This is a genomic window from Comamonas sp. Z1 (assembly GCF_008121555.1).
In the GTDB taxonomy this organism is placed as follows: domain Bacteria; phylum Pseudomonadota; class Gammaproteobacteria; order Burkholderiales; family Burkholderiaceae_C; genus Comamonas; species Comamonas thiooxydans.
Genome location: NZ_VOQT01000010.1, coordinates 1 through 16,932, shown reverse-complemented (window position 1 = coordinate 16,932; position 16,932 = coordinate 1). Strand labels below are relative to the sequence as shown.

The 16,932-nt window shown below is 61.7% G+C and carries 12 protein-coding genes; 10 read left to right on the top strand and 2 right to left on the bottom strand.

What is annotated here, in order from left to right; genetic code table 11:
• Positions 1–7 precede the first annotated feature (7 nt).
• Entirely contained in the window at positions 8–1,228 is a 1,221-nt protein-coding gene (locus FSY45_RS17320) for a mechanosensitive ion channel family protein (protein WP_046460481.1), read from the bottom strand.
• 368 nt (positions 1,229–1,596) lie between these two features.
• On the opposite strand from FSY45_RS17320, the gene leuS reads away from it, so the two are divergent.
• The 3 genes from leuS to holA all read left to right on the top strand — a co-directional run bounded on the left by leuS (position 1,597) and on the right by holA (position 6,198).
• A complete protein-coding gene (gene leuS / locus FSY45_RS17315) occupies positions 1,597–4,305 on the top strand; it encodes a leucine--tRNA ligase (protein ID WP_012840198.1) in 2,709 nt (902 codons plus the stop codon).
• A 147-nt stretch (positions 4,306–4,452) separates the two neighbouring features.
• A complete protein-coding gene (gene lptE / locus FSY45_RS17310) occupies positions 4,453–4,965 on the top strand; it encodes an LPS assembly lipoprotein LptE (RefSeq protein WP_004340434.1) in 513 nt (170 codons plus the stop codon).
• Between the two features lie 186 nt (positions 4,966–5,151).
• A complete protein-coding gene (holA, locus tag FSY45_RS17305; protein ID WP_004340437.1) occupies positions 5,152–6,198 on the top strand; it encodes a DNA polymerase III subunit delta in 1,047 nt (348 codons plus the stop codon).
• An 8-nt stretch (positions 6,199–6,206) separates the two neighbouring features.
• Here the strand turns inward: holA and FSY45_RS17300 are convergent, their stop codons facing one another.
• Positions 6,207–6,515: a hypothetical protein gene (locus tag FSY45_RS17300; RefSeq protein WP_012840194.1), complete on the bottom strand. Its 309-nt coding sequence runs from the start codon at positions 6,513–6,515 to the stop codon at positions 6,207–6,209.
• 107 nt (positions 6,516–6,622) lie between these two features.
• On the opposite strand from FSY45_RS17300, the gene FSY45_RS17295 reads away from it, so the two are divergent.
• From FSY45_RS17295 to gshB, 7 genes are all read left to right on the top strand, one after another.
• On the top strand, positions 6,623–7,903 hold the full coding sequence (locus FSY45_RS17295; RefSeq protein WP_046460482.1) for a glutamate-5-semialdehyde dehydrogenase: 1,281 nt from the start codon (positions 6,623–6,625) through the stop codon (positions 7,901–7,903).
• 81 nt (positions 7,904–7,984) lie between these two features.
• Complete coding sequence (gene trkA, locus FSY45_RS17290; protein WP_046460483.1) at positions 7,985–9,445, top strand: Trk system potassium transporter TrkA; 1,461 nt, start codon at positions 7,985–7,987, stop codon at positions 9,443–9,445.
• 9 nt (positions 9,446–9,454) lie between these two features.
• The gene (locus FSY45_RS17285) at positions 9,455–10,921 is read left to right on the top strand and encodes a TrkH family potassium uptake protein (RefSeq protein WP_004340449.1); all 1,467 of its coding nucleotides are present in this window, start codon (positions 9,455–9,457) and stop codon (positions 10,919–10,921) included.
• Positions 10,922–10,999: 78 nt separating this feature from the next.
• Positions 11,000–12,295, top strand: coding sequence for a glutamate--cysteine ligase (gene gshA, locus FSY45_RS17280; protein ID WP_004340452.1), 1,296 nt, complete (start codon positions 11,000–11,002; stop codon positions 12,293–12,295).
• A 79-nt stretch (positions 12,296–12,374) separates the two neighbouring features.
• Entirely contained in the window at positions 12,375–14,243 is a 1,869-nt protein-coding gene (locus tag FSY45_RS17275; protein WP_046460484.1) for a potassium transporter Kup, read from the top strand.
• A gap of 138 nt (positions 14,244–14,381) precedes the next feature.
• On the top strand, positions 14,382–15,560 hold the full coding sequence (locus FSY45_RS17270; RefSeq protein WP_046460485.1) for a benzoate/H(+) symporter BenE family transporter: 1,179 nt from the start codon (positions 14,382–14,384) through the stop codon (positions 15,558–15,560).
• A 79-nt stretch (positions 15,561–15,639) separates the two neighbouring features.
• The gene (gene gshB, locus FSY45_RS17265) at positions 15,640–16,587 is read left to right on the top strand and encodes a glutathione synthase (RefSeq protein ID WP_046460486.1); all 948 of its coding nucleotides are present in this window, start codon (positions 15,640–15,642) and stop codon (positions 16,585–16,587) included.
• Positions 16,588–16,932 lie beyond the last annotated feature (345 nt).

The following is a 16,932-nucleotide window of genomic DNA, read 5'->3' as shown; positions in this document are numbered from 1 at the left end:
ACGGGTATTAACGGGCTACTACATCGGGACGGGCGGGCGGATAGTGGGTGCCGTAGTCCGACGAACGCTGGTACAGCGTCAGCCCGAACTGCGGCAGCACGCCGATCAGATGGTCGAAGATTTCGCCCTGTATGCCTTCGTACTCCACCCAGATGGTGGTGTTGGTGTAGCAGAACAGCTGCAGCGGCAGTCCCGTGGGCGATGTCTCCATGGTGCGCACCATGAGGAACATGCCCGGGCCTTTGCCAATGCGCGGATGGCCCATCAGATAGGCGTAGGCATAGGCCTTGAAGGCGGCCAGATTCGTCACCTGGTGGGCGGCGATGGCCTGGGTTGGCATGGCGGCCTCGGCCGCGCCCGGCATGGCCTGCAGGCCGTCGCGCTCGCTCCAGTAGGGTTGCAGCAGCGCGATATGGCCCATGCCCGCGCGTTCCTCGGGTGAGAGCAGGTGCACGGTGTTGGCGTCCAGGTTCAGCGAGCGCATGATGCGGCGTCCGCCCGAGTCGAACATGCCGCGCCAGTTCTTGAAGCTGTCCGTCATCAGCCGCCAGGTGGGAATGGTGGTGATGGTCTTGTCCCAGTTCTGCACCTTGACGGTATTGAGCGCGATATCGGTCACAAAGCCGTCGGCGCCGACCTGGGGCATCTCTATCCAGTCGCCCACGCGCAGCATGTCGTTGCTGCCGAGCTGAACGCCGGCGACAAAGGAGAGGATGGTGTCCTTGAACACCAGCATCAGCACGGCCGACATGGCGCCCAGGCCCGAGAGCAGCAGCAGCGGCGAGCGGTCCATCAGCGTGGCCACGATGAGCACCACGGCAAAGCTGCAGACCAGCAGCTTGCCCAGCTGCACATAGCTCTTGATGGAATGGGTCTGGACGGCGGCCTTGCGTGCCTCGTCGCGTTCATGGGCCTCGTTCGTGGCATTGAGCAGATCGCACAGCGCGCGCGCAAGGTGATAGAGCGTGAAGGCCACCGCCACATTGGTGATCAGCGTGGTCCAGCGCGGCTCCAGATGCGGCACGCCTTGCACGCCGAACTGCACGATCAGCGAGGGCACGACCTTGGCCAGGCGGCGCAGCACCTTGTCGTGCATGAGGATCTGGGCCCAGCCGGTCCTGAGGGTGTCGCGCATACGGCGAAAGACCTTGAGCCCCAGCCACTGGGTCAGCCAGCCGGCCACAAGAGCGGTCAGGGCCAGGACGCAGAGCGAGGCCAGCATTTGCATGGCGGGATTCCAGTCAGAAACAAAAGACCAGCGGGAAAGCAAGAGCAGCTCCTCAGAAGAATGGACCGGGGCAGGAGCGCAAGTCTGGCAACTTCGGGCAGAAGGCAGGCGATGGCGTCGGGCACGTAAACAGGCCGGTAAGACCGGCTGGCGTGCAAAAAGTTCAGCAATGTGTGAACAGCCACTAGCTTACGCAAAGCCGTATTTCCCAGCGTGGCGTGCAGGAAGGCCGCAGGGATGGCGCAGCGGGTTCTGCGGTCATGCAAGGCTAAAACGGCGCAAGCGGTCGGGCAGCCTAAAATCCCTGCTGATTTCAGATTTCTACCTTGCCGGGTCCCAAGTGGGGCTGGCGGCCACTGCACTGCACCATGCAAGAAAAATTCAACCACATCGAGGTCGAGCGCGCCGCGCAAGACCACTGGCAAGCCAAGGACGCCTACCGCGTCACCGAAGACGGCAGCAAGCCCAAGTACTACGCCTGCTCCATGCTGCCCTACCCCAGCGGCAAGCTGCACATGGGCCATGTGCGCAACTACACCATCAACGACATGCTCACGCGCCAGCTGCGCATGAAGGGTTACAACGTCCTCATGCCCATGGGCTGGGACGCCTTCGGTCTGCCAGCCGAGAACGCTGCGCTGAAGAACAAGGTGCCGCCCGCCAAGTGGACGTACGAGAACATCGCGTACATGAAGAAGCAGATGCAGGCCATGGGCCTGGCCATCGACTGGAGCCGCGAGGTCGCCACCTGCGACCCCGAGTACTACAAGTGGAACCAGTGGCTGTTCCTCAAGATGCTGGAAAAAGGCATTGCCTACCGCAAGACCCAGGTGGTGAACTGGGACCCGGTGGATCAGACCGTGCTGGCTAACGAGCAGGTCATCGACGGCCGCGGCTGGCGTACCGGCGCGCTGGTGGAAAAGCGCGAGATTCCCGGCTACTACCTGGGCATCACCCATTACGCTCAGGAACTGCTGGATCATGTGCAGGTCGGCAACGAGAAGGCCACCTTGAATGGCTGGCCCGACAAGGTGCGCCTGATGCAGGAGAACTGGATCGGCAAGTCCGCCGGCGTGCGCTTTGCGTTCACGCATGAGGTCAGGAACGCTGCGGGCGAACTGATCGGCGATGGCAAGATGTATGTCTTCACCACGCGTGCCGACACCATCATGGGCGTGACCTTCTGCGCGGTTGCCCCCGAGCACCCGCTGGCGCTGCATGCGGCGGCCTCCAGCCCCGAACTGGCAGCCTTCATTGAGGAGTGCAAAAAGGGCGGTACGACCGAGGCCGAGCTGGCCGTCAAGGAAAAGGAAGGTAAGCCCACGGGCCTGTTCGTCACCCACCCCATCACCGGCGCGCAGGTCGAGGTCTGGATCGGCAACTATGTGCTGATGAGCTATGGCGACGGCGCCGTGATGGGCGTTCCGGCCCACGACGAGCGCGACTTCGCCTTTGCCAACAAATACGGCCTGCCCATCAAGCAGGTGGTGGCCGTGGAAGGCCAGGCCGCTTATGACGACAAGCAGTGGAGCGACTGGTATGGCGACAAGGAGCGCGGCGTACTGATCAACTCCGGCGACTTCGACGGTCTGAACCACAAGGATGCGGTGCAGGCCGTGGCCAAGATTCTGGGCGACAAGGGCCTGGGCGAGCTCAAGACCACCTGGCGTCTGCGCGACTGGGGCATCAGCCGTCAGCGCTACTGGGGCACTCCCATCCCCATCATTCATTGCGCCGATTGCGGTCCTCAGCCCGTGCCCGAGAAGGACCTGCCCGTGGTCCTGCCCCAGGATCTGGTGCCCGATGGCTCCGGCAATCCCCTGGTCAAGAGCGAAGCCTTCCACGCCGGCGTGGTCTGCCCCTGCTGCGGCAAGCCTGCCCGCCGTGAAACCGACACCATGGACACCTTCGTGGACTCGTCCTGGTACTTCATGCGCTATTGCGACGCCAAGAACGGCGAGCAGATGGTGGCCGACGGCGCCGATTACTGGATGCCCATGGACCAGTACATCGGCGGTGTGGAACATGCCATCCTGCACCTGCTGTATGCGCGTTTCTGGACCAAGGTCATGCGCGACCTTGGCCTGGTCAAGATCGACGAGCCCTTCACCAAGCTGCTGACCCAGGGCATGGTGCTCAACCACATCTACAGCCGTCGCACGGCCAAGGGCGCCAAGGAATACTTCTGGCCCAAGGATGTGGAGCATGTGTTCGACGACTCCGGCAAGATCATCGGCGCCAAGCTCAAGATCGAAGTGGACAGCGCCGACGGCCTGCTGCCCGTGGGTACCGCCATCGATTACGAGGGCGTGGGCACCATGTCCAAGTCCAAGAACAACGGCGTGGACCCGCAGGATCTGATCGAGAAGTACGGTGCCGACACCGCACGTCTGTACACCATGTTCACCTCGCCTCCCGAGCTGACTCTGGAGTGGAACGACGCCGCCGTGGAAGGCAGCTATCGTTTCCTGCGCCGCGTCTACAACTTCGGCAGCAAGCTGACAGGCATGGACATGGCTTCCGCCGTGCAGGGCGTGGCCGGCGCCAAGTCGCTGGACGATGTGGAATTCGGCAAGGCGGCCAAGGCCCTGCGTCTGGAAATCCACAACGTGCTCAAGCAGGTCGAGTACGACTACTCGCGCATGCAGTACAACACCGTGGTGTCCGGCGCGATGAAGATGATCAATGCGCTGGAAGACTTCAAGGCCCTGGATGACGCCGGTGCCAAGGTGGCGTTGATCGAAGGCTTCGGCATTCTGCTGCGCGTGCTCTACCCCGCAACGCCCCATCTGGCGCATGTGCTGTGGAGCGAGCTGGGCTATGCCAACCACCTGGGCGATCTGCTCGATGCCCCCTGGCCGCAGGTCGATCCCAAGGCCCTGGTGCAGGACGAGATCTCGCTGGTGCTGCAGGTCAACGGCAAGCTGCGCGGTGCGATCCTGGTGTCCGCCACTGCCGACAAGGCTGCCATTGAGGCGGCTGCGCTGGCCAACGAGGAGTACCAGAAGTTTGCCGAAGGCCGTGCACCCAAGAAGATCATCGTGGTGCCGGGACGTCTGGTGAATATTGTGGTGTAAATGACTCCCCCTGAGGCGCTTCGCGCCTTCCCCCTCTCTCGCTTCGCGGGAGGGGGACAATACCTTCGCTGCGGGGCGGTCCTTGCTCGGTATTTCTGGAGCAAGAGTCGATGCTCGCAGCAGGGCTTGAAGATTAGAGGACAGTTGATGCAAAAACGTACGCTGCTGGCCGCCATGGCCTTGACGCCTTTGCTGGGGGCTTGCGGCTTTCGCCTGCGCGGAGCGCCTAATTTTGTGTTTCGCTCCATTTACGTGCAGGCGGGGCGCGGTGCGCCCGTGGGCACTTTGCTGCGTCGCAGTCTGGAATCGAGCAGCGATCAATTGACCGTGGTCAAGGACCCGGCATCGCCCGATACCGCCGAGGTGATCTGCCAGATCATCAGCGAGCAGGCCCAGCGCGTGATCATCGGCTCCAACGTGGCTGGCCAGGTGCGTGAAATCGAACTGCGTCTGATCGTGCGCTTCTCGTTGCGCACGCCTGGCGGCGATGAGCTGATCGAGCCGGTCGAGATTCGTCAGATCCGCAACGTGACCTATAACGAAACCAATGCCTTGTCCAAGGCAGTAGAAGAGGAAATGCTGAACAAGGACATGCGCAACGACATCGTGCAGCAGATCATTCGCCGTCTGGCTGCGGTCAAGAGCCTGCAGGTGTCATGAGCCCGTCCCCTGAGCCGCAGCGCGACGGGGACTACGGCCTTGTTGCTGGGCGGCAGGTCGCCTAGGCCCTTGCTTGACGTTTCTGAGTTGCGGTCGAGAGTCTCCAGCGTTGGTTCGATAAATCTGATAGCTGCTGACGCTTGAATTCAGTGCGTTTCAGATACTTCTTATAGAAAACTTTTCTCCATGCAGCTTGCGCTGAACCAGCTTCCCTCCCATCTGGCCAAGGGCTTGCGCTCGCTCTATGTGCTGCATGGCGACGAGCCCTTGCAGCAGCAGGAAGCGGCCGACGCGATCCGTGCGGCAGCGCGCGCTCAGGGCTATACCGAGCGCAGCAGCTACACCGTCATGGGCGCGCACTTTGACTGGAGCGGCGTGCTGGCGGCAGGCGGCAGCCTGAGCCTGTTTGCGGACAAGCAGATTCTGGAAATTCGCATTCCCAGCGGCAAACCCGGCAAGGACGGCAGTGCTGCGCTGCAGCAGCTGGCCAGCAGCGCCCAGGGCAACGACAGCACGCTGACCCTGATCAGTCTGCCGCGCCTGGACAAGGCCACCAGGACCGGGGCCTGGTTTGGGGCGCTGGACGGCAACGGCGTTTCCATCCAGATCGATCCCGTGGAGCGCGGCGCGCTGCCGCACTGGATTGCACAGCGTCTGGCGTTGCAGAACCAGCGTGTGGCTGCAGGTGAAGAGGGCCAACGCACGCTGCAGTTCTTTGCCGACCGAGTGGAAGGTAATCTGCTGGCAGCGCACCAGGAAATTCAGAAGCTGGCCCTGTTGCACCCCGAGGGTGAGCTGAGTCTGGCGCAGGTGGAGCAGGCGGTGCTCAATGTGGCGCGCTACGACGTGTTCAAGCTGTCCGAGGCCGTGCTTTCGGGCCAGGTGGCGCGCAGCATGCGCATGCTGGACGGCCTGCAGGCCGAAGGCGAGGCCGAGGTGCTGGTGCATTGGGCGCTGGCCGAGGACATTCGAAACATCAAGCGGGTCAAGGACGCCATGGCGGGCGGCAAGCCCCTGCCCATGGCGCTGCGCGAGAACCGCATCTGGGGCCCCAAGGAGAGGCTGATGGAGCGGCTGCTGCCGCGTGTCAGCGATGCACGCGCGGCCGAACTGCTCCAGGCTGCCCATGCCGTGGACGGCATTGTCAAAGGTTTGCCCAGCGCGGGCTGGCCTCGCGACAGCTGGCAGGCCCTGCGGCAGCTGGCCATGCAACTGGCCCAGGCCGGGCGCTGATTTTCGGCTCAGCCGGGATTGGCGGCGAGCTGGGTTTGGGCCTTGTCGGCCCATAGGCGCAGATTGTCCAGCAAGTCCTTCTGGCTGAAGGAGCAGCTTTCCTCGGTGAACAGCGCGCTGGATTCGAGCCGGTCCAGCAGGTTGAGCAGCACCTCGCCATAGCGTGGTGGCAGTGCCTCAAGCAATGTGGTCGCGGCGCGTGCCTGCTGGCCCAGGGCGCTGGCGCTGATTTGCGAGTGGGCGAGCTGCTCGAATCCGCTGCGCAGCTGCTGGAGCTGGCGGGCGCTTTCCTGCAGCGCTGTGGTGTTGTGGCTCATAAGTCTCCTTGCGATTCAGAGGCCGAGTGTAGGTGTCCGCAGGGCCATAAACCCCCTCGTGCTCGGGCTTGTCTGCGCAACTTGCTTATCTCGGCGAAAATCACGCCATGAACGCGCTCAATACCGTCGAATACATGCACAACCTTGGTGTACAGGCAAAATCCGCCTCTGCACTGATGGCGCGTGCGTCTGCAGCTACTAAAAACAAAGCACTCAAGGCGCTGGCCCGTCTGCTGCGCGAGAACGTCGAGCCGCTGCAGATCGATAATGCCCGCGATCTGGAGCGCGCCGTGGCCAATGGCCTGTCGGAGCCCATGGTCGACAGGCTGCGTCTGACGCCCAAGGTGCTGGAGACTTGTGCCGAAGGTTGCGAGCAACTCGCTGCCATGCCAGATGTGATCGGCGAGATCAGCGGCCTCAAGCAGATGCCCAGCGGTATCCGCGTGGGTCAGATGCGTGTGCCTCTGGGCGTGTTCGGCATGATTTATGAAAGCCGCCCGAATGTGACCATCGAAGCGGCCAGCCTCTCGATCAAGAGCGGCAATGCCTGCATTTTGCGCGGTGGCTCGGAGGCGATCGACTCCAACAAGGCGCTGGCCAGGCTGGTGGCCCAGGCGCTGGCCGAGGCCGGCCTGCCCGAAGACGGCGTCAAGCTGGTGGAGACCACCGACCGCGATGCCGTGGGTCAGCTCATTGCCATGCCCGACTATGTGGACGTCATCATCCCCCGGGGCGGCAAGGGCCTGATCGAGCGCATCAGCCGCGAGGCCAAGGTGCCAGTCATCAAGCATCTGGATGGCAATTGCCACACCTATGTGGATGACCCCTGCGACATCGCCATGGCCGTGAAAGTGGCCGACAACGCCAAGACCAACAAGTACAGCCCCTGCAACGCCAGCGAAAGCCTGCTGGTGGCACGCGCCGTGGCTGCAGACTTCTTGCCCAGGATCGGTGCCGTTTATGCCGCCAAGGGCGTGGAAATGCGCTGCGATGCCGAGGCTCTGGCCATTTTGCAAACCGTTCAGGATGCCAAGCTGGCCCAGGCGGTGGAGCAGGACTGGTACGAGGAATACCTGGCGCCCATCATCAGCGTGAAGCTGGTGGACGGTGTGGACGAGGCCATTGCCCACATCAACAAGTACTCCAGCCACCATACGGAGTCGATTCTGACGACCAATCACCTGCATGCGCAGAAATTCCTGCGCGAGGTCGATTCGGCCAGTGTCATGGTCAATACCAGCACCCGCTTTGCCGATGGCTTCGAGTTCGGACTCGGTGCCGAGATCGGCATCAGCACCGACAAGTTCCATGCGCGCGGGCCGGTAGGTATCGAAGGCCTGACTTCGCTCAAATACGTGGTCCTGGGCGACGGCGAAGTCCGTTCCTGAGATCCACCCGCCGACGAGGGCTGTTTGCGGCCCTCATCGGTCTGAATTGATGCCGCAGCTTGGATCCCTTTCCATAACACCATGAAAATCATTATTCTGGGTGCCGGGCGCGTAGGCCAGAGTGTGGCCGAAAGTCTGGTGTCCGAGCAAAACGGAATCACCGTCATCGACACGGATGCGCGAGCATTGCGTGAGCTGGAGTCGCGCTTCGACCTGCGCGGCGTGGTCGGCAACGGCATCGATCCCCAGGTGCTGGCCGAGGCGGGCGCCAAGGATACCGACCTGCTGATCGCCTGCGCCTCCATGGACGAGACCAACCTGGTCTGCTGCAAGATTGCCCAGGCCGTGTTCGACATTCCGACCCGCATTGCGCGGGTGCGCTCGTCCAGCTTTGCGGTGGATGATCCGGTGCTGGGCAAGGAGGGTTTTGCGGTCGATCGCATCATCTGTCCCGAGGAATCGGTCACCAATTACATCCGCAAGCTCATCGAATACCCGGAGGCCATGCAGGTGCGCGCCTTTGCGGGCGGGCGAGCCGCCCTGGCCTCAGTGCGCGCACGTGCCGGCGCGCCTGCCGTGGGCCTGCAGATTGCCCAGGTGCGAGAGCGCATGCCGGAACTGGCCATGCGCATCGTCGCGATCTACCGTCGCTTCATGGACGAGCCCGACCGGTTTGTGCGCTGCGACGGGGCCACGCGCATAGAGCCCGGCGACGAAGTCTTCATGCTGGCCGCGACCGAGCATGTGTCCGAGGCTCTCAAGGCCATCAACCTGCCCGAAGGCCGCCCGAGCCGGCCGGTGTTCCGCATCATGATTGCGGGCGGAGGCCAGGTCAGCCTGCGGCTGGCCAGGAAGCTGGCGCAGACGCCCGGGCGCTTTCACGTCAAGATCATCGAGTCCAACGACCAGCAATGCCTGAGCCTGTCGTCGGTGCTGCCTGCCGAAGTGCTGGTGCTGGAGGGGGATGCCACCGACGAGGCCCTGCTGGAGGAGGAGGGCATCGAGGAGGTGGATCTGTTTCTCGCGCTGACGGACGACGACGAGGACAACATCATGTCCAGCCTGCTGGCCAAGCGCATGGGCGCACGCCGTGTTCTGTCGCTGATCAATCGCCGCGCCTATGCCGATCTGATGCACGGCACGCAGATCGATATTGCGCTGTCGCCGGCGCAGGCCATGCTGGGCGAGTTCCTGGCTTACGTGCGCCGCGGCGATGTGCAAGCCGTGCACAGCCTGCGCCGCGGCGTTGCCGAGGCACTGGAGATCGTGGCGCGCGGCGACCGCAAGAGCTCGCGTGTGGTGGGGCGCAAGGTGGAAGAGCTGCGCCTGCCCGAGGAGGTGCATATCGGTCTCATCGTGCGCGGCATTCCAGAAGGCAAGACCTGCGAGGAAGTGGCGGGGGCGGCACTGGAGACCGAGGTCATCATTCCGCGCAGCCATACCGTGATCGAATCCGGCGACCATGTGGTGTTCTTCCTGCCCAACAAGCGGCTGGTGCGCAACGTGGAAAACCTGTTCCGCGTCAGCGCCACCTTTTTCTAAGCTGCGCTCATGAAAGATCTGCTCCCTGTCCTGCGTGTGCTGGGCATGCTGATGATTATGTTTGCCGGCGCCATGCTGCTGCCCTTTGGCATCTCCTGGTTCACGCAGGATGGCATCTGGCGCATCTATCCCTGGTCGATCGGACTGACGGTTGGCGTGGGCCTGTTGCTGTGGGGGGGACTGCACCGTCACAAGCAGGATCTGCAACCGCGTCATGGCGTGATTCTGGTGACCCTGGTCTGGGTGGTGCTGCCGCTGTGCGCCATGGTGCCGCTGATGATGGGGTTGAACCGGGTGGGCATCTCCATCAGTCTCACCCATGCCTACTTCGAAGCCGTATCGGGCCTGACGACGACCGGGGCCACGGTGCTCAGCGGTCTGGATCAGTTGCCGGTGTCCATCAATGTCTGGCGTACTTTCATGCAGTGGATGGGCGGCATGGGGATTCTGATTCTGGCCGTGGCTGTGTTGCCACTGCTGGGTGTCGGCGGCGCTCAGCTTTTCAGAGCGGAAGCTGCAGGTCCCGTCAAGGACACCAAGCTCACGCCGCGTATTACCGAGACGGCCAAAGGCCTGTGGGGTGTGTACGCGCTGTTCTCCATTGGCTGTTTTCTGACCTTCTGGGCCTGCGGCATGCAGCCGCTGGATGCGCTGATGCATATGTTCGCCACGGTGAGCCTGGGCGGGCTGTCGTCGCACGATGCCAGCTTCGCCTATTTCAACTCGCCGCTGCTGGAGGCCGCGGCCTTGCTGTTCATGTTGCTGGCAAGTTGCAACTTTGCGCTGTACTTCGTGGCCATGCGCAAGGGGCGCATCGATAGTTTCATGCGCGACCCCGAAATGCGCGCCACGATTGGCGTGCTGCTGGGCTCGGGCCTGCTGGTGGCGCTGCTGCTCTGGGTCAAGGGGGTCTATGGGCCGCTCGATGCCTTGCGCAACGGCATGTTCCACACGGTCTCGGTCGCCACGACCACCGGCTTTTCCACCACGGACTATCTGTCCTGGCCGGTGTTCATTCCCGTTCTGTTGTTGCTGCTGTCGGGGGTGGCTACCAGCGCGGGCTCGACCGGCGGTGGCATCAAGATGGTGCGCATGCTGATTCTGGTCAAGCAGGCCAGGCGCGAAATGACGCGTCTGGTGCACCCGCGCGCCGTGCAGCCGGTGCGGCTGGGCGATGCGGTGGTAGATAACCCGATGATTTTTTCGGTGCTGGCCTACATGCTGGTTTACGGTGCCACCGTCATTGTGCTGAGCATGGTGTTGCTGCTGACCGACCTCGACCCTCTGACCGCATTCTCTGCCGTGCTGGCCAGCGTGCACTGCATGGGACCGGGACTGGGCGCGGTTGGCCCATCATCCAACTACACGGTGTTGACGGATTTCCAGATCTGGGTGTGTACTCTGGGCATGCTGTTGGGGCGGCTCGAGATACTGAGTTTCATGGCTTTGCTGTCACCGGCGTTCTGGCGTCGTTGAAACAAAGACTGGGGAAAACACCTATCTCATGCTTCAATCTCTACAATTGCCCCCCACCATCGTCTCCTGAGGGTATTTATGGTTCCACATCTCGTCACGGCTTTGACCGGCCCCATTAACGAACTTGAGCAGCGCATTCTCGACTCCATGCCTGCCATTGAGCGTTGGTTCCGCCTGGAATGGATGGAGCACACGCCGCCGTTCTACTGTTCGGTGGATATTCGTAATGCGGGTTTCAAGCTGGCACCGGTGGATACCAACCTGTTTCCAGGCGGCTGGAACAACCTGACCGATGAAATGCTGCCACTGGCTGTCCAGGCTGCGATGGCTGCCATCGAAAAGATATGCCCCGAGGCGCGCAATCTGCTCATCATTCCCGAGAACCACACGCGCAACACCCACTATCTGGCCAGCGTGCTGCAGCTCAAGCGCATCTTCAGCATGGCGGGTCTCAATGTGCGCATCGGCTCCATCAGCCCCGAGATCAAGAAGACGCTGTCCATCACGCTGCCCCTGGGCGACGAGATCAAGCTGGAGCCGGTGATCCGCAGCAAGCGCCGTCTGGGCCTCAAGGATTTCGACCCTTGCACCATTTTGCTCAACAACGACCTCTCCACCGGCGTGCCCGGCATCATCGAGGAGCTGTACGAGCAATACCTGCTGCCGCCGCTGCATGCAGGCTGGAATGTGCGCCGCAAGAGCCGTCACTTCCAGAGCTACGAGGAAGTCGGCAAGCGCTTCGGCAAGCTGCTGGGCATCGACCCCTGGCTGATCAACCCCTTGTTCGGTCATGTGGAGAACATCGACTTTGCCGAAGGCACGGGCATGGAGGCCCTGGCCGAGCAGGTGGACGTGATCCTCTCCAAGGTGCGCCGCAAGTACAAGGAATATGGCATCAAGGAAAAGCCGTTTGCCGTGGTCAAGGCCGACAACGGCACTTATGGCATGGGTGTGATGACCGTGCGCGACGCCAAGGAGCTGGCTGCGCTGCCGCGCAAGAGCCGCAACAAGATGGGCGTCATCAAGGACGGCCAGACCGTGCATGACGTCATCGTGCAGGAGGGCGTGCTGACCTATGAGCGCATGCACAACGCCGTGGCCGAGCCCGTGGTCTACATGATGGATCGTTACGTGGTGGGAGGTTTCTACCGCATGCACCCCGAACGCGGCGAGGACGAGAACCTCAATGCCCCCGGTGCGGGCTACGTGCCCCTGGCTTTCCAGCAGAGCAACCACCTGCCTCAGGCCAGCGCGCGTCCGGGCGCCAGCGCACCCAACCGCTTCTATATGTATGGCGTGATAGCACGTTTGGCCATGTTGGCGGCCAGCTACGAGTTGGAAGCCACTAATCCCGACGCAGAAATCTACGACTGATTTCGCAGGCGCTGAGGACAGCGCACAATGCCGACAATTTGATCACTTGGTGACTGCCTTACGAGTCGCTTCCTGAACCGTGCAAAATTCGAAATCCTCGCTAGGCGCCCTGACCCTGGGCGCGATCGGTGTCGTCTACGGAGACATCGGAACCAGTGTTTTGTACTCGGTCAAGGAGGTTTTCGGCTCAGGCTATGTGCCGTTCACGCCGGACAACGTCTATGGCGTGCTCTCGGTACTGTTCTGGACGCTCACGGTCATCGTCTCCCTCAAGTACGTGACCCTGGTGCTGCGCGCCGACAACAACGGCGAGGGCGGGCTGGTGGCCATGCTGGCCCTGGCCTCCCAGACGGTCAAGGACAGGCCGCGACTGTCCAGCACGTTGTTTCTGGTGGGTATGTTCGGCACCTCGCTCTTCTATGGCGATGGCGTTATCACTCCGGCGATTTCCGTGCTCTCGGCGGTTGAGGGCCTGGAAGTCATCTCGCCGCATTTCACCAAGGCCGTGATTCCGCTGACACTGGTGATTCTGTTTCTGCTGTTCTTCGTGCAAAAGCGCGGCACCGCAGGCATAGGCAAGTTCTTTGGCCCCGTCACCGTGACCTGGTTTGTCTGTATCGCCCTGCTGGGCGTGCACCAGATCATGGGGCATCCGGAAATCCTGGCGGCACTCAGCCCGCATTACGCGGTCCGCTTCATCTGGAACAGCCCGGGCATCAGCTTCATCATTCTGGGCTCGGTCGTGCTCTGTGTGACGGGTGCCGAGGCGCTGTACGCCGATCTCGGTCACTTCGGCAAGAAGCCTATCCGTCTGGCCTGGTTCAGCGTTGCCATGCCGGCGCTGACCTTGAATTACTTCGGTCAGGGCGCTTTGCTGCTGGCCAATCCCGAGGCAGTCAAGAACCCGTTTTTCATGATGGCACCCAGCTGGGCGCTGCTGCCGCTGGTCATCATGGCCACCATGGCCACGGTGATCGCCTCGCAGGCGTTGATCACGGGAGCCTTCAGCGTGACGCGTCAGGTCATTCAACTGGGCTACTTTCCACGTTTTGAGGTACGCCACACCAGTGTGAAGGAGACCGGTCAGATCTATATGCCCCTGGTCAACTGGGGCCTGTTTGTGGCGATTGCGCTGGCTGTTCTGCTGTTTCGCAATAGCGGCAATCTGGCGGCGGCCTACGGTATTGCGGTGACGCTAGACATGCTGATCACCACCATGCTGACCTTCTTTGTCATCCGCTATCGCTGGAATTATTCGCTGGCCTTGTGCCTGCTGGCGACGGGCTTCTTCTTCGTGGTGGATCTGGCTTTCTTCGCCTCGAATCTGCTCAAGCTGTTTGAAGGCGGCTGGTTCCCGCTGCTGATCGGTGGCACGGTCTTTACCCTGATGATGACCTGGCGCCGCGGGCGTGAGCTGCTGCATCAGAAGTTGCAGGCGGATGCGCTGGATCTGCGTCAGTTTCTGGAATCCACCTGGCGTCATCCGCCCACGCGCGTGCCCGGCACGGCGGTTTTCCTCTCGGGGGAGCCCGGCACCGTGCCGCATGCGCTGCTCCATAACCTCAAGCACAACAAAGTGCTGCATGAGCGCAATCTCTTTGTGACCGTGCGCAACCACGAAGTGCCCTGGGTCGGGATGGACAAGCGGGTGGAGGCAGAGTCGCTGGGCGGCGACTGCTGGGAAGTCATCATCCACTACGGCTTCAAGAACGAGCCCGATGTGCCTGCGGCGCTGGCGCAGCTGCGTACCCAGGGCTGCAAGCTGGACTCCATGTCCACCAGCTATTTCCTGTCGCGTGATGTGATCATCCCGCGCATGAACAACTCCATGGCGCACTGGCGCGAAAAGCTGTTTGCGCAGATGCACAAGAACGCGAGCCGGGTGGCTGATTTCCTGCACCTGCCGAGCAACTCGGTGGTGGAGCTGGGCTCCAAGATCGAGCTGTAAATACTTTGAGTCAAATAGGCCTTTGGCTCTTTATTAAAAAGCGCTGATAGCTATTGATTTTGATGTGATGATGGGCTTCGTCATTCGCGCTTACGCGGAGTGCATCATTTTGGGTGGGGCTGGTGTCAGAATGCACGGATGCGCTTTTTCAAAGACTTGAGCCCTGCCGCCGTGGCCGCAGGCTTTGTGGCCGTGCTTGTGGGCTTTACCAGTTCGGTGGCCCTGGTGTTTCAGGCGGCGCAGGCGTTTCATGCCACGCCTGAGCAGATTACTTCCTGGATTTGGGCGCTGGGCCTGGGCATGGGTCTGTGCTCGCTGGTCCCGTCGCTGATTCTGCGCATGCCGGTCATGGTGGCCTGGTCCACCCCAGGGGCGGCGGTGCTGGCGACCGCCGGGCTGGCGGGTGGTTTCTCCATGGGGGAGGCGATCGGTGCCTTTATTGTCAGCGCGGCACTCATCATTCTGGTGGGGGTGACCGGCTGGTTCGAGCGCATCATGAACCGCATCCCCATGGAAATTGCGTCGGCCCTGCTGGCCGGCGTGCTGGCCAAGTTCGGCATGCAGGCTTTCTCTGCGGCCGAAACCAATCTGTCCCTGGTGCTGGTCATGCTGCTTGCCTATCTGCTTTCGCGGCGTATGGCGCCTCGCTATGCGGTCATCATCACCCTGCTGGCCGGAACCGCCTGGGCGGCGCTGAGCGGGCAGATGCAGTGGTCGGCCGTGCATGGCGGGCTGGCCATGCCGGTCTATACGGCTCCCGAGTTCTCGCTGCAGGCGCTCATCAGCCTGGCGTTGCCCCTGTTTGTCGTGACCATGGCTTCGCAGAATCTGCCGGGCGTGGCAGCGATACGCGCCACGGGCTATCCGATACCGGTGTCCAAGGTCATCAGCATGACCGGCGTGGCGACCTTGCTGCTGGCACCGTTTGGCGGCTATGCCCTCAACCTCAGCGCCATCACGGCGGCGATCTGCATGGGAGACGAGGCGCATGAGGATAGGGGCAAGCGCTATACCGCCGCTGCTGTGTGCGGACTGCTATATATTTTGATAGGTGTCTTTGGTGCGGTGGTTACGGGCCTGCTGACGGCCTTTCCCAAGGAGCTGGTGGCCTGCATCGCCGGACTGGCCCTGCTGGGCTCCATAGGCGGCGGCATGGCGACGGCCTTCAAGGAGGAAAAGCACCGAGAGGCAGCGCTCATCACCTTTCTGGTCACGCTCAGCGGCGTCGTCATCGCAGGGGTGGGCTCAGCCTTCTGGGGCGTGGTCGCTGGCAGCCTGGCCTTGCTTGTCCAGAGCCTGCGTGCGCGCAGGGCCTGAGTATCTGCCGTCATATTGTGGTGTTTTGCCCGGCTGGGCATGATGCCGGTATCTACCTCTACCGCTAGAGTTTTTCACCATGCAAATACTGTTTGTTGCCGATCCGCTGGAATCCTTTGTCATCTACAAGGACTCCACCTTTGCCATGATGCGTGAGGCTCAACGCCGAGGACACCAGATCGTGGCCTGCGAGCCCCGCCATGTCTCCTGGCAAAGCGGCGGCAAGGTCATGGCGCAGGTGCGCCATATCAGCCTGACCGGGGAGCAAGACCGCTGGTTCGAGGAGACGCGAAGCGCTTTGACGGCACTGGCAGATTTTGATGCCATCGTCATGCGCAAGGATCCGCCCTTCGATTCCGAGTTCTTCTACGCCACGCACATGCTCAGTCAGGCCGAGCGTGAGGGCGCCAAGGTCTTCAACAAACCCAGTGCACTGCGCGAGCATCCCGAAAAGCTCGCCATCATGGAGTTTGCACAGTTCATCTCGCCCACCCTGGTCACGCGCAGCGCCCAGGACATCCGTGCTTTTCATGCAGAGCACAAGGACATCATCCTCAAGCCCCTGGACGGCATGGGGGGGATGGGCATCTTCCGAGTCGGCGAAGACGGCCGCAATTTAGGCAGCATCATCGAAACCCTGAATCAGGGCGGCTCCACCAGCGTCATGGTGCAGAAGTTCCTGCCCGACATCGTTCATGGCGACAAGCGGGTGCTCATCATCGGCGGCAAGCCCGTGCCGTTCTGCCTGGCACGCATTCCGCAGGGCAATGAGGTGCGCGGCAATCTGGCGGCTGGCGGCAAGGGAGTTGCCCAGCCATTGGCGCAGCAGGACAAGGCAATTGCCGAGTTCATTGGGGAGCGTTTGGTGCAGCGTGGCCTGCTATTGATCGGACTGGATGTGATTGGTCACAACGTCACCGAGATCAATGTGACCAGTCCCACCTGCTTCCAGGAGATCTTTGATCAGACCGGCTGCGATGTGGCTGCACTGTTTGTTGATGCACTGGAGCAGGCAGCTAGCGCCTGAGAAGCGACAAAGAACCCCGGCAGGCAAGGCCTGCCGGGGTTCTTTGTCTGGATGTCCGTGTGGATGTTGCCTGGCCTGCCAAAATCTGTGTACAATGCAAGGCTTCACTGAGCGAAATGCAAATTTTTGCTAGCCGATCTGAAAAAAATTAGACGGCAAAGTTGTGATAGAATTCAAGGCTTCGCTGATCGCAGCAAGCAACGAGATTCAAGATCGGTTTTTCCGGTTTTGCACTCGGTTCCTTAAAAAAATACAGCCGATAAGCGTGGGCGTTTGAGGGCAAGCAGCCAGTTCTTCGGAACAAACTCTTCGGAGTTATCAAACGCTCACAAAAACAGTAATGAG